Source organism: Bradyrhizobium sp. CCBAU 21365 (genome assembly GCF_015291305.1).
Classification (GTDB): Bacteria; Pseudomonadota; Alphaproteobacteria; order Rhizobiales; family Xanthobacteraceae; genus Bradyrhizobium; species Bradyrhizobium elkanii.
In genome coordinates, this window is the sequence record NZ_CP030036.1 from 2,524,221 (window position 1) to 2,536,997 (window position 12,777).

The following is a 12,777-nucleotide window of genomic DNA, read 5'->3' on the forward strand; positions in this document are numbered from 1 at the left end:
AACGTGTCCTCTGCGTCAAGGAGCTCTCGCGACATCGCGTGTCTCTCGTTGCATCGTTGGCGCCACTTCTATTCGCCCCTTCGATTTATTCGCGCCGGACCTGCACGCCCCTCAGAGACCACGCATTAATGCTAGGTCGTTACCTCTTGGGGTTTCTGCTGCATGTTGCTTATCGATCGCGTCCTCGACGCGGCGGAGGGGCCCAGGATCGGCCAAGGGCTGGCGATGCGAATTCGCAAGAGGGGGAGGAAAAATGACGCCACTATCACCTTCGCCGGCAAGCAGAGCATCGACGGTGACACCACGCAGTGGGGAGCCGGCGCCCGCCAGCGGGTCGGCGTACCCTAGCTCACCTCGTTCGGGAAGCTCAGTGCCTATAGTCTGCTCGTGCTCGACCTTGACATGCAGCGAAGCTTCATTCGCACCGGACCTGGGTTTCGCACGAGCCAATCTGACCTATGCTGACGCCGCAACCGGTCGTGCTGTTTGGTTCGTATCGCCGGCTGAACCGTTAGGACAGTCGGATTTCCTCAAATCCGCGCGCTCCGCATGTGCGTCAGAGATCGAGAGCGCGGACCAATCAAGGTGGCCGGCCCAGCGGCGATTCCTAGATTACCAGCGCGTCACAGGGGAGCCGGTTAGATCACATTGGATGGGCATCGGCGCTACGGTTGCGTCGCGTTGTTCGGCTTAAGACACAGGATAGCAGCGGCGCCTCGGTTGTTTGACGAAGACGATCACGCCGCCGCAGTGGCCGGCAGAGCCCCGAATTCGGAAATGGCGTCTGGCAGCATGCGGGCGCTCCAGACTTCTCGTAGAGCAAACCCGGGAGGTTCAGGCCGTGGAATCCAACTTGGCTCCGCCTGAAACAAGCGCAATCGAACGCAGCGACACCGACCATGATCGGCGTCCTCAGCCGCCGATCATGGATCGTTTTAGCTTCACTGAATGCGCAAAACAGACGCATTCGCTCAGAGCGCTGTTCGAGCTCCTCGTAAACTGCGCCACCGAAGAGGGGTTCGGTGAGGTTGCTTATGGCGCCCTCAACTTCGTTGAGCCACTTCGCCTGGCGGAATATCCACCCCCAACCGTGGCCGTGAAGTGGCCACCAGATTGGTGCGAGCGATACTTCAAACACAAGTATCACACCATCGATCCGGTGGTTCGGCGGACGCCGATGCTGTTGCGGCCGTTTTTGTGGGATCAACTCGCGAACCACTATGAACTTCAGCCAGACGAGAGACGCGTACTGGACGAGGCCAGGGAGGCCGGCTTGAAGCATGGTATGAGCGTGCCGTTGTTTGGGCCGCTGGGCCGTGTATCGGTGGTGTCGTTTGCATCTCCATCCGACGATGTTGATCCTCAGGACCGCATCGGCCATCTCAACGCATTGGCTTCGCTCTTTCATACCGCCCATGGCGAGATCGCACGTCCTTGCAATAATGGCGGAGAGAAGAAAGTGACCCTGTCGCAGCGGGAGATCACTTGCATGCGGTGGGTGGCGGAGGGAAAATCGTCATGGGAAATTGGGGTGATCTTGGAAATCAGCTTGAATACCGTCAATTTTCATATCAAAAACGCGATGCGAAAGTTGGGTGCGACCACCCGGATCCAGGCAGTCGCTATTGCGATTCGCCTCAATGTTTTTTGAATTGCTCACTCGAATTGGAGCTGGCGCCAACGGTTAATTGTTGCTCGCGCTTCCGTTGAGGCAAGCGATTGCAACCCCTCGTCGCGTCGGATCGGAGCTCCTCAACGAGTGTTGGAGCACGGCGATGCGTTTTATCCAGCCTATGAGCCAGCTGGGACGACTGGTGTTTGGAAAAGGCCGGCAGGGGGTGCTTGTTGGTCAAAGGAACTTGAAGAAAGAACCCCGACCGACGGTCGGGGATCTCGATTCGACGCCGCTGGCGTGGATATCACTATCTGCCAAACGCCGGGCTGAACTTGTAATTGAGCCGTGCCGAGATGAGATCGACGTCCTGGTGGACGCGATCGCCGCCGGATGTTGGGAAGAGCACGCTGCTGCCCTGCATGAACAAATGGTCATACTCAACGCCAGCCGACCAACTCGGCGTGAGGCTGACTTCGACCCCTGCGCCCAGCGCACCACCCCAACGCACATCGTCGTTCCTGGAAATCCCGGCTCCGGTAGTCACTGAATTGATGTGATAGGTGTTGCTGGTCACCGCAGCACCGCCCTTAGCGTACAACAGAACGGCATTGAACGCGTAACCGATGTGACCGGTTAGCAAGCCGAACGCATCCGTCTTGGTGCCAATGACGTCTGCCGGGAAGGCGGTGCTGACATTGGAGCCGTTGAAATCGGCCCAGTTGCCCTGACCTTCGATGCCATAGACTGTATTGAAGATCTGCCAACGATAGCCAATCTGACCACCGACGGTGGCTCCAGCCGAATTATGGCAGCCCTCGGGAGTGACGCCATTGAAATCCCAGCAATTATGGCTCGATCCCCAGCCCCCATTGATACCGATATAGTAGCCGGTCCAGTCGGTAACTGGGGGGGCAACCGGCAGCGGAGGCGCTTTGACGTTGAGGGGCTGCCCGGCGAAGTCCGCGCCAAATGCGGGAGCGGCCGCACCGAGTGCGCCGATGCATGCAGTCAGAATCAGCAAATTCTTCATTCGAGTGTTGTTCCTTTCGATGCCCCCCGGCGCTGTGCGTCTTAACAACATCGCCGCGAATTGCTGTAACTGCAGCACAACATTGTTTTGCAAGAAACGGGTCGAATCGAACGCTGCGTCAGATTGTTGGGCGCGCATTCATCGCCATGCACAGCCCGACCAAGATGCTCTTAGCCGATAGGCACGCACCATGAGCGAAGGTCAATACCGCCGATAGTAACTCTTGCACGCTTCTCAACGGTCTCTGTGCGCCCGCGGAGGAGCCAAAAAGGTCGATGCGGCTTGCCTGCTTCTAGTAGCTAATTTGCTTCGCGCTTGCGGATGCGGCAGCGCCTAACGAGGCATTACGCTGAAGTTGTCCAAGCGCGTCCCGAGTTTAGGGCATGAGTAGAATCTTCGTATGCACAGTGTCACGTTAAGGGGTAACGAGCTTATCCTGCCTCGTCGTCGCTTACTCTGACCCTTAGCTGACTTGCCCAGCGCTTGGCGCTTTGTACCCGCTGCATTAGTTCAGAAGCGGTTCGGGCAAAATAGTGGTGGAAAAATAATGCGACAACCATGTATCGAGAATGCTAATCTGCGACTTAAGATTGCGGAGAGCAGTGACATAGCTGATCGTTATTGCCGCGGAAGTGTGAGTAATCTTGCTGCCTTGGTCGAGGCTGTCAATTCTGCGCGTAATTTTCGTATCGCCTCGTTCGCCAGATGCAAGGTATTCCGTTCGCCGTTCCTTATCGAAGATTCCAGGGAAGCTCGCAATCGGCTATGAAGTACTGTCTTGTGATTATGTGCCAGCAGCGGATCCTTCTCGACAAAGCGCCACGCCTTGTCAAACGCGGCGCTCACGAGAATTTCGGGCGCCTGCATCTGCTCGGATGAGATCTGATCCATCTCAAACTCCAATCGATATCTTGAATACGAAGAGGTCGCGTTGTCGAAGCATCGAGTGCCGGTGGCCTATCAAGCAAGCAAGAGATCGGGTCCGTAGGCGCGCTCACGCATCGAGCCACTGTCGACGCTACGATCAGATTTATACAGACGCTTATTGAAGCGCGGATGACCGAACGTCGTAGTATCAAATTCAGTTCAATGATTCTGTATCACTCGAAGGCGGGCGTGCGTTATCGCGCGCTTTCATGCCGAATTGCCCAAATTGCTTGCGGTCGGTGGTGGTGGCTAATCCAAGAAACTAGAAGAGCGGGCCAGATTGGGTCGGCGCGACGGTGCTAGCGGACGAGCTGACCTTTCACCACATTCGTAACCTCGAAATACGAAGCGTTTGAACCCCAGTATTGACCGTTTTGTACGATTCACCGCCTAAGCGCGTGACGCAGTCTGGACAGTGTTTGTCGGCGTTCTAACATGATCGACGGCGCGCCCGTCTTTCTGTTGTTTGACCCGTTCGCATGGCCGCGTGGTGTGACGTTTTGCGTCAAGTGGGAGTGCAGTAGAGAAGGCGGTGACGAGATGCGGGGTAATTGCGATGATCTGGTTGGTGTTGTCCTGCAAGGAGCCGTGGAATGTAGTGCGTTGCGGGATGTAAGAGGTGCTGCCGCAACACAAGCGCCGAACCATTGAGGAAAACGTACCGAACGAGACAACCATGCCTCTGCGTCGCCACATACGTTGCTTCGCATTCATTCGCTTAGCTGCGGAATATAAGTCATTATAGATACGATGTACTTGATACAAGAAAGTCCAGCTGAGATGAGAGTCGATGATGACCTCCCCGGCGCGATGGCGTCCTTTCAAACCCCGCTGTGATGCCGGAGGTTGCAATATGACAGGGCAACGGAAGCGGCTCGCTCGCGAGACATAAGCCCATTGAATCTTGAGCCTTGCTGCGGTGCTGGGCGCGCAAAACCGCAGCGCGGCGTAAGCCCAGCTATGAATGGCGTTTCATCGCGTCCTCAACGGCCGGAGTACACCGAATCGAACGTCACTCCGCTGCACGCGACAGAATCAGTTTGGCGATCTTAATTCGGTTGGCAGGCGTACGCAGAGCCTCAGGTAAAGCTGCCACTGTTTGATCGAAAAGCCGGCCCAAGGCCTGAAGGTCTTCTGGATGATAGATGCCGCGGTCCGCCGACATTCGCGCTGTTTGCCCGTCGCTAGTGTAGCCGTTGGTCCTCGCATCGCCGAGCTGACCGAGCGCAAGCTCCGCATTTATCATTTCGTTTGTGAGTGCGTTAAGCAGCCGGACCGCTTCGAGTTCGTTGCCTTCTTCACCGATGAGGGCGGCAACGATGCCCAGTTGCAGGTCGATGCGGTGCTTCAGGTCCTGTATACGCGAATTGGAAGGATCGAGTTCCACGGTGTTTCTCCAGAGTAATTAAGAGCAGGCCTAGGCTAAGTAAAGAGGTGCGTCGTTTGTCGCGTTCGCGGGGCTGCAGGCGCGTGACGAGAACGAATTGCCGCTGCAGAAGGCTGTGCACACGCGCAGTCAGTCGCGAACAGCGCATAGAATGAGATGACCGCGGTGCAAGTTTGCAGAAAGCAGGTGAAGGCGGCCAGCGCCGAGTAGCGCTGAGGGTGTGAGCGAGTGAGAATCGCCGACCACGATGATGTGGGGGTCCGGTTCGCCTTGGCCGAGGGCCCAGTTCGCTTGTCAGAGGCCTAGCCGGCGCACGCATGGACCCCAGCCGATAAGAGTGCGTGAGAGCCAATCTCCTGGAACGCCTTTAGCATGACGACAATTAGGTCGGCGACTACGCGGTAGATGGCGCGTGGGACGTTGCGATGCGCCATCCGACTATGGGTGCGCAGCACGTGCCGCGATTTGCAGGATGGGGTAGTCTCATTGGTGATGCAGGCACGCGCGGCTGGAGATGCCCGGCGACGACGCTCAAAGCAAACTGGGTTCATTGTCACACGTGGTTCGTGAAGGGCTGCTTTCCGAAAATCGGCGATTGACTATGGGGTATTTGGTTAAGAACGGTAAAATCGAAAGTTTTGATGGGATGCATCCAGCTCGCGGATAGCGCGCGCGATCGGGGGATCCGCTCTGGAAGACGCATGAGGCCAGCAGCATATGAACAACGTTGGCTTGACATGCCGCCGCTCTCCAAATCAGTTCACGTCACCGCCGACGACGTCGGCCGAGAGGCCTGCACGATGGTCATCGGGGCGAGTCAGTCCTCATCGGTCTTTGGACCTCCTGCTGAATAAGGCAGGAGGTCCTAGATAAGCGACTTCGGGACATCCAATCATAGATGGAGGTCGCGACGCGCTGCCTCTCTGAGGTGCCAAAATCGGATAGTCATTGTCTGGCGATGATCTCGGATCTGATTGTGGTTGCGGTGTATAGAGAAGTTTCCAGCGGGAGGTTCCCGAATGCAAGCTGGCAAAGTAGGTAGTTGGCGCCCGCTTCCTCCATCTGGTTAAGAAGGAGCTGTCGGGCGGAAGCTGGTGTTCCGACGACGCACAATTCGTTCTCGAGCGCTGCATCGAAGGTCAGCGGCAGGGTAGGTGGTGTCGGAATGGCGTTCAGCTCGTATACGAATCTAAAGCTCTCGAGCCATCGCTGATAAGCGGTTTCCGCTGCTGCATGGGCGTCTCGGTCAGACTGCGCAATCACGACCATGCGGAGCAGACCAAGAAACGGCTCCCGATCGTCCGCGTCCGTCATGCCCGCCCGATGCGAGCGGAACGCATTCGTAATGTTTCGGACAGCTGAGGAGCGGCCTTGGCACGCCAGATTGGCGCCATTTTCAGCGGCCCATTCCGCCGACTCGGTCCGGCTGCTCGTGATCCAGGTCGGCGGACATGGATGCTGATGAGGCTTCATGGTCAAAGGTATCTCGCTCAGCTCAAAAAATCGTCCGTGATAGGATAGCGTATGCCCCTTAAGCGCGGCATTTAGGATTTCGCTGGCTTCCTCATAACGCTCTGGCGCCGCGTCCGCGCTGACGCCGAAATAGCCCCATTCGGTCGGCAGGGAGCCACGTCCGATACCGAGCTCGAGCCTGCCGCCGCTCAATTGGTCAAGCATGCAGATCTCTTCGAACGCGCGCAAAGGATGATAGAGGTTGAGCAACAGGACCAGCGGACCAACGCGCAGTCTCTGGGTACGCTGCGCGACGCTCGATAAAAACAGATTCGGCGACGGCCCTCTGCCATGTGGTGTGCAGTGATGCTCGGCTAGGTGATAAGCGTAAAATCCCAGAGAATCACACACTTCCGCCAACTTGAGGCGATCTTCGTATTGTCGCGCGACATCGCGACCGTCGTCGTCCAAATGGTCGAAAATGCCGCACGTTAGTCTTGGAGGAGGGCTGTTTTTCACTTGATCATCTCCGTTTGTGGAACAGAAGTCCCGGTTGCCTGATGTCGTCTGTCTCAAAGACGGCTCGTTCGCTATTTGACCGCTTTTGACTTCTCTCGTTGGGTGCAGGCACCGAGCTTGCACGATGCGATTGGGTCATGAGAATCTGCAAATGGCGGTCTGATCACTACTTTGACAGGAGCTCGCGAAGGGCCGTCACACCGAGCATGTGCTCCACCAGAAGCATCTTTAGCTTCACGTTCTCCTCTTCCAGGGCCCTCAATCGCTTGGCCGCAGGAACGTCCATGCCGCCAAACTTGGCTTTCCAATTGTAGATTGCCGCCTCAGAGATCCTGTGCCTACGAGCTAGATCGGCCGCTTTCGCGCCGGCCTCATGCTCCCTCAATATCGCGATAATGTGCTCTTCCGTGAATCTCGGTCGCTTCATCTGTCCGCCCTTCTTGGGGGAGGACTTGCACTCCGGCCAGAGCAAATTGCCAATAGGAGGTCAGCTGCCGCGCGCCAGCACGACGCTTGGGTCGGAGGGTACTCCAGAAGGGTCAAGTTCAGCGAAGTCGGCTGCAACTTCCTGCCTTTCAGGCCCGACAGGCCGAAGGTTGTTCGCGAAGGCATAACGGCGCCCAAAGATGCGCACGCCGATGGCATGGCCGATCACATTGATGTCGAGAATGTTCTGGCTCGTGTGTAGCCAGCCCATTGGCATGTCGCGGCGGCCGGCCTGACGGCGGTTCGCTCCAAGGTGGAGCTTTTCCTCGCATGTCGGCATTGCCGTGCCAGGACGGTAACGAGCCTTCCAGTAAGGCGGCGGACAGCGGGAATGGGGGCCCATTGATGGCAACGCAAGTCACGAGGAGAGCTGTTCGGTCGGAACGCCAATTGGCCGTCTTGCCGTGTGCTGTTCGCAGGACCTCGCACGGGGCGCGCCTGCTCATAGAGTGCAGCGCGCATGTGCATCTGTCGGTATGCCGGCTCGATGACGCAAATTGCTGATGCAAATTGAGTTCCATGGCTACGTTGTGGGAAGAAACCACCGGCACTTCGTGATGTCGCCGAGCCGTTGCAGACGGCATAGAGGCCTACTTGAGGAGGAGCCGGTGAACCAAAAAGAGCGACCATCGGTCTGATCAAGACATGCCTGCCAAGGTGGTCGTGCGATACTGAGGGTTTGCACAAGCACTACTTGTTTATCATCGGACGCAACTCATCCCCCAGTGGATCGACGTCAGGCAGCTCTGCCAGCGCTGCAGCGAACGCCAAAAATGCTCCGAAAACCGCGAGTATAAGAGTGCACGCCAGTAGGGCCGCACCAAGGTCGTGAGGGCGTTTCATTCTCTGTATCACTGGCTGAATTGTGGGAGGTTGCTCGTCGTCCCCGATCAGTTCTGCTTGACGGCTTCAACATGCCCGTCACGCCAGCGGTAAACGAGAAATCCAGGAGCCGCGTTGTCTCCTTTAAAATCAAACAGTATTGGGCCTATCACGGTATCGATCGGCCACGAACGAAGTGCGCTGGCCACTCGTCGAGCATCGAAAGAGCTGGCCCGCTTTACCGCCTCTGCCCATGCTTGGACTGCTGCATAGGCGTAAAGCGTGTATCCTTCGGCAGACAGATTGGCAGCGCTGAGTCTGGCCACGATGCCGGCCGCTTTGGCATTCTTGACGGGGTCGGCCATGAAGGTGAACAATGTGCCATTTCCTGCACTGCTGGTAATGGCCCAGAATTCAGAGGTCATCAGTGGATCGTTTGCCATGACGATGAGGCCGGCACCTGCTTCTGACGCCTGGCGTACGATCAGTCCAATTTCGGTATGATAGCCGCCGATATAGGCGACCCGCACGCCGTCCTTCTTCATTCTTGAGACCAGTGCTGCGTAATCCTTTTCACCGGCTATGTAGCTTTTTCGAATGACGTGCTCGCCGGATTTCTGCAGCTGTGCCGCAACCACGTCGGCAATGCCCTTACCCGCCGTGCTCTTGTCGTCGAGCACTGCGATCGTCTCGTTATGGTGATTTGCGTGAATGTACTCAGCTGCAACGAGACCCTGTTGGTCGTCACGGCCGCAAATCCGAAACACCGTCTTAAGGCCACGTTCTGTCAGTTGAGGACTTGTCGAGCCAGGTGACATTTGAATGATGCCTGCTTCATCGTAGACGTCAGAGGCCGGAACCGACGAAGAAGAACAAAAGTGACCAACGACTAGCCGGACGCGCTCGGTTGTGAGTTTATTCGCAACTGCGACGGCTTGCTTGGGGTCGCAAGCGTCATCGACGACGGTCAATATCAGCTTGGTATCGGGAAGTATGCCCGACGCGTTCAAAGCCTCGACGGCGGCCGCCGCTCCATTGCGCATTTGTGCGCCAAACGCCGCGCTGCTTCCGCTCATAGGACCAGCTACGGCAATATTGACGTCGGAGGCGCGCGTAGTCGAGCCGACGGCGCAGAAGAGCAGTGCTGCACTGGCAGCTAAAACGTAACGCCGACCCAACATTGTAGGGCTCCAATGCTCACCTGAAGTGAACCGCCAGCGCCGGCGGCTCGATTTGCTTCCAAGCCTGATGTGGTCGCTTCTGCCAAGCGAAGTCGTGCGCGTCAGCTTGGCTACGCCGCGACCATGATAGAGCCTACAATTTGACGTTACGTGCGGTTCAAGTCCCTTTGTGAGAAACTAATAAACCGTGGTCTCGGCGGAATGATCAGCGAGATCCTGCGCATCCCTGCGCCCAGGCCGTCAGTACGGCTGATCCTCCAGCCCCGCAAGGGCGAGGTCGAGATACTGCATAAGAGTAGGATCCCAACCGGCCAGACTGCGAGGGGCACTCAACCGCGCAAGGACCTTCAGGATCGTTGAAACGCGCGAATCGGCTCCGGCGATTTCGCTGATCAGCAGCCGCGCTGCAACCGCCACAGCTTTCGCTCGCTCACCGCAAGGGTGTTCGCCCCGATCCATGCAATCACGCAGTTCGTCGCGGATTCGCCTCCACCGCTCCTCGCGCTCTATAGCCAATTTGCACGTACATCGGGACGTCTGACTACGCGTCTGGACCTTAGACATCGCATCCAAGGTTGCAGGCAGCTCATCTACACTTACCTGGATCTCACTGCCTGTCGTCATGTCGCGTAAACGATCTCGCAACAGGGTCGCTCGAGCGACTTGAAGTTCGATCCGCTCCAAATGTTTGCGCAGCAGGTCAATGAGTGAGGTAGTGCCCTCCATTGCCTTACGTATCTCGTGAAGGGAGAAGCCAAGCTCACGTAACGCGCGAATCTGATGAACTCGTTGGACGCTTTCACGATCGTACATCCGGTGACCGCCGTCTGTGCGCTCCGATGCGGCCAAGAGCCCGGTATGTTCATAATGATGCAGCGTGCGTACCGTCACTCCGGTCGCCTCTGCAAGTTCGCCAATGCGCCATCGACGCCTTCGTGGTGTAGCTTTGCTCATGTTGTTCAATTTCAAAGCCTACAACCTGACGTCACGTATGATTCAAGCTATTTCAAAGCTCTAGCTGGATCGTCTTCCATTCCAGCGTAAGAGATGGTGACTATCCTCAGAATGGTTGGCGATCAACCCTTAGGTGAAATGATGATCAACAAGTTCATCAGGCATGCCAGCCTGGACGCGCCGCTCTCTGTACTATCCAAGATGAGTTTGGCGACTGCGGTCCGATTTTCAGGCGTTCGCATCGACGGCGGTAACGCATTGATTGCGCCATCAAACAGGCTTCCTAAGACAGATAGTTCTTCCGGATCGAATACGCCGCTGTACTGTTCCAACGGTCGGCTCCTTGTTTGTCATTGCGCCAAGGCGGCGCACGTCGTCAAGACGTTTGGCCGCGATAGGGCCAAAAGAAGTCAGATCAGCGGCGCGGAGCGAGGAAGATGCATGGCGCCTTAAGGTGATGCGACAAGGCAACACAGGCGCGCGGTGTCTTGCAAAATAGCACGAGCGATTCCCGTCATCTGTACAATCGCTCGGCGGGCTGGCCGCGCGTCATGTGCGGCTCGGCGGAGGAATCGACTCCGCGCATTCGGAGCACGACTGGTTCTGAGCGCGGATGGCGCGAGCCCCGAGTTGATCTTGCTCATGCCGCTACGTGAGGCCGCGCTCAAGGGCGGGGCCTGGCCCGCGCGATGTATCGAGCGCTTGGTGCGGCGCTTCTGACGTGTGGCCCCTCTGAAACAACTCAATAGGTGACTTGAACTGCCACCTGACGTCGGGCGGCATGCCAATTTGCAAATCCCGCGGCAACGTCATGATAGCCGTCGGCAGCGAAGACGCTGGACGTGAGTTAGAGCAGGAGAAGTCTAAAGTGTGGCTGTAGAGACATGCAGCGGGATATAGGAGGCGTGCACGTCCTTGAGAGGAGTCACGATAGTCGCGAGGCAACGCTCGTCAGGCGTCCTTCAGTGTCCGCTTGCTCCGAAGCGTAGCTCATGGAGCAATCATCACTCGTAGAGGTCATGCGAGCCGCCTCCTGCAACAATATCTCTCGCATCCAGATGCTTTCCGGATCGCTGTTCTGAAGGACAGGCCATTGGACCGCTTCGGTAAATGTTGGGAACGGCCGCGGAAGCTCGGCGATCCGAAGGGGCATCGTTGTTTCGAAATGCTTAACGAGCCTTAAAGGCATGGTTCCTATCCGGCTCGTGCCCATCAGCATGGGCGGGATCATGCCGTAGCTGTGCACGAGGATGTCGATGCGTCGGTTCAGGCCGCGATCAAGTAGAAACGACTCCTCGATGGGAGGCATGCGCGCAACTCCGAGCTTAACCGCAACATGGCCCATCGTCATGTATCGATCAAATGTAAGCCGTCGCCGTAGCTCGCCGTTCGTGCCGCAGCCTACACACACGAGCCTTTCCTCGAACAGGGCTATCCGCGGGTGCGCGCTGGACATGAATGGTTCCGGGAGGATAATGAAATCAAGCTCGCCGCGCCGGAGAAGTTCATCGTGCTCATCGGCGAGCGCTACCAGTTCGAAGCTGACGGCAGGAGCTTCGCGCGCGACACGCTCGGCGACATGTCGGAAGAATACGATCGTTATAAAATCGCAAAGGCCGATCCTGAACCGCCGATTCGATTGCGCCGGGTCGAATGCGTCGCGCGCGATAATGGAGAGCTCGATGTGCATCAGAGCCTCACGAACGGGTGCCGCCAGCCCCTCCGCGCGTGACGTCGGGACAAGTTTCCGGCCTCTCATCGCAAACAGCTCATCACGGAAATAGGAACGCAGCCGGGCAACGGCTGCGCTCATGGCCGGCTGACTGAGGTTAATCTTGCGTGCAGCTGCGGTAAGGCTGCGCTCAGTCATTAGGGCGTCAAGGGCGACGAGAAGATTCAGATCAAGGCCGTTGAAACGCATATCTCATTATCCGACGCGCTCGTCTTTTACAGTGCATACCATGAGCGACAACGGCTGCATCTGAAGCGGTGTCATTGGCTCGCGCGAATCAACTCAGTTCCTCTCGTGCGATTGCGAAGAAGCTCGCGGAGCATCGCAGAATGGCACGCAGTGCGCTCGGGGACGACGACCTGCGGCTCGAGCCGTCGGGAGCGCCAACCTGATCGATCTCGTCGATTCCCGGCACTCTCGCAACTCGACTTAGTCGAGCCGCCATTGGCAAACCAGCCTTAGTGCCTATCCTGCCATAGCCAGGAGTTCACGCGATGTGACCCGTTGACGTCCGCCTGCGCAGCATTGGTCAGGAGGCAAATTACAACCTGACGCAGTGTCAGGTTCAAGCGATTTAATTCGCTTCGCCAAATACCATCGTACTCGAAAGCTCGCGTCCTTCCGCGATGGCGTCGGACCTCGCGTGCAGTACAGGCGCACTACACGGTTTGC

11 protein-coding genes and 1 pseudogene are annotated in these 12,777 nt (G+C 57.3%); 2 read left to right on the top strand and 10 right to left on the bottom strand.

Features of this window, described 5'->3' with window-relative positions; all coding sequences use genetic code 11:
• Positions 1-162: 162 nt before the first annotated feature.
• Together XI02_RS11630 and XI02_RS11635 are read left to right on the top strand one after the other, a co-directional pair.
• Positions 163-348: a hypothetical protein gene (locus tag XI02_RS11630; RefSeq protein ID WP_016840023.1), complete on the top strand. Its 186-nt coding sequence runs from the start codon at positions 163-165 to the stop codon at positions 346-348.
• A 577-nt stretch (positions 349-925) separates the two neighbouring features.
• Positions 926-1,651: a LuxR family transcriptional regulator gene (locus tag XI02_RS11635; RefSeq protein ID WP_016840022.1), complete on the top strand. Its 726-nt coding sequence runs from the start codon at positions 926-928 to the stop codon at positions 1,649-1,651.
• Between the two features lie 271 nt (positions 1,652-1,922).
• Here XI02_RS11635 and XI02_RS11640 read toward each other — a convergent pair whose 3' ends face one another.
• From XI02_RS11640 to nodD2, 10 genes and pseudogenes are all read right to left on the bottom strand, one after another.
• Positions 1,923-2,645, bottom strand: a complete 723-nt coding sequence (locus XI02_RS11640; RefSeq protein ID WP_016840021.1) for an outer membrane protein — start codon at positions 2,643-2,645, stop codon at positions 1,923-1,925.
• Between the two features lie 618 nt (positions 2,646-3,263).
• Entirely contained in the window at positions 3,264-3,536 is a 273-nt protein-coding gene (locus XI02_RS11645) for a hypothetical protein (protein ID WP_075968984.1), read from the bottom strand.
• Between the two features lie 1,048 nt (positions 3,537-4,584).
• Positions 4,585-4,959: a hypothetical protein gene (locus XI02_RS11650; protein WP_016840019.1), complete on the bottom strand. Its 375-nt coding sequence runs from the start codon at positions 4,957-4,959 to the stop codon at positions 4,585-4,587.
• A 945-nt stretch (positions 4,960-5,904) separates the two neighbouring features.
• Entirely contained in the window at positions 5,905-6,930 is a 1,026-nt protein-coding gene (locus XI02_RS11655) for an LLM class flavin-dependent oxidoreductase (protein WP_026192371.1), read from the bottom strand.
• 169 nt (positions 6,931-7,099) lie between these two features.
• A pseudogene (locus XI02_RS11660) lies at positions 7,100-7,357 on the bottom strand (transposase); the annotation flags it as partial.
• A gap of 60 nt (positions 7,358-7,417) precedes the next feature.
• Positions 7,418-7,627: a hypothetical protein gene (locus tag XI02_RS11665; protein WP_225164195.1), complete on the bottom strand. Its 210-nt coding sequence runs from the start codon at positions 7,625-7,627 to the stop codon at positions 7,418-7,420.
• 679 nt (positions 7,628-8,306) lie between these two features.
• Positions 8,307-9,419 (bottom strand): branched-chain amino acid ABC transporter substrate-binding protein, encoded by a 1,113-nt coding sequence (locus tag XI02_RS11670; RefSeq protein WP_194483399.1) that lies wholly within the window; start codon positions 9,417-9,419, stop codon positions 8,307-8,309.
• Between the two features lie 240 nt (positions 9,420-9,659).
• Positions 9,660-10,373: a MerR family transcriptional regulator gene (locus XI02_RS11675; RefSeq protein WP_026192373.1), complete on the bottom strand. Its 714-nt coding sequence runs from the start codon at positions 10,371-10,373 to the stop codon at positions 9,660-9,662.
• A 122-nt stretch (positions 10,374-10,495) separates the two neighbouring features.
• Complete coding sequence (locus tag XI02_RS11680) at positions 10,496-10,705, bottom strand: hypothetical protein (protein WP_075968983.1); 210 nt, start codon at positions 10,703-10,705, stop codon at positions 10,496-10,498.
• A gap of 593 nt (positions 10,706-11,298) precedes the next feature.
• The gene (gene nodD2 / locus XI02_RS11685) at positions 11,299-12,294 is read right to left on the bottom strand and encodes a transcriptional regulator NodD2 (protein ID WP_016848463.1); all 996 of its coding nucleotides are present in this window, start codon (positions 12,292-12,294) and stop codon (positions 11,299-11,301) included.
• Between the last annotated feature and the right edge of the window lie 483 nt (positions 12,295-12,777).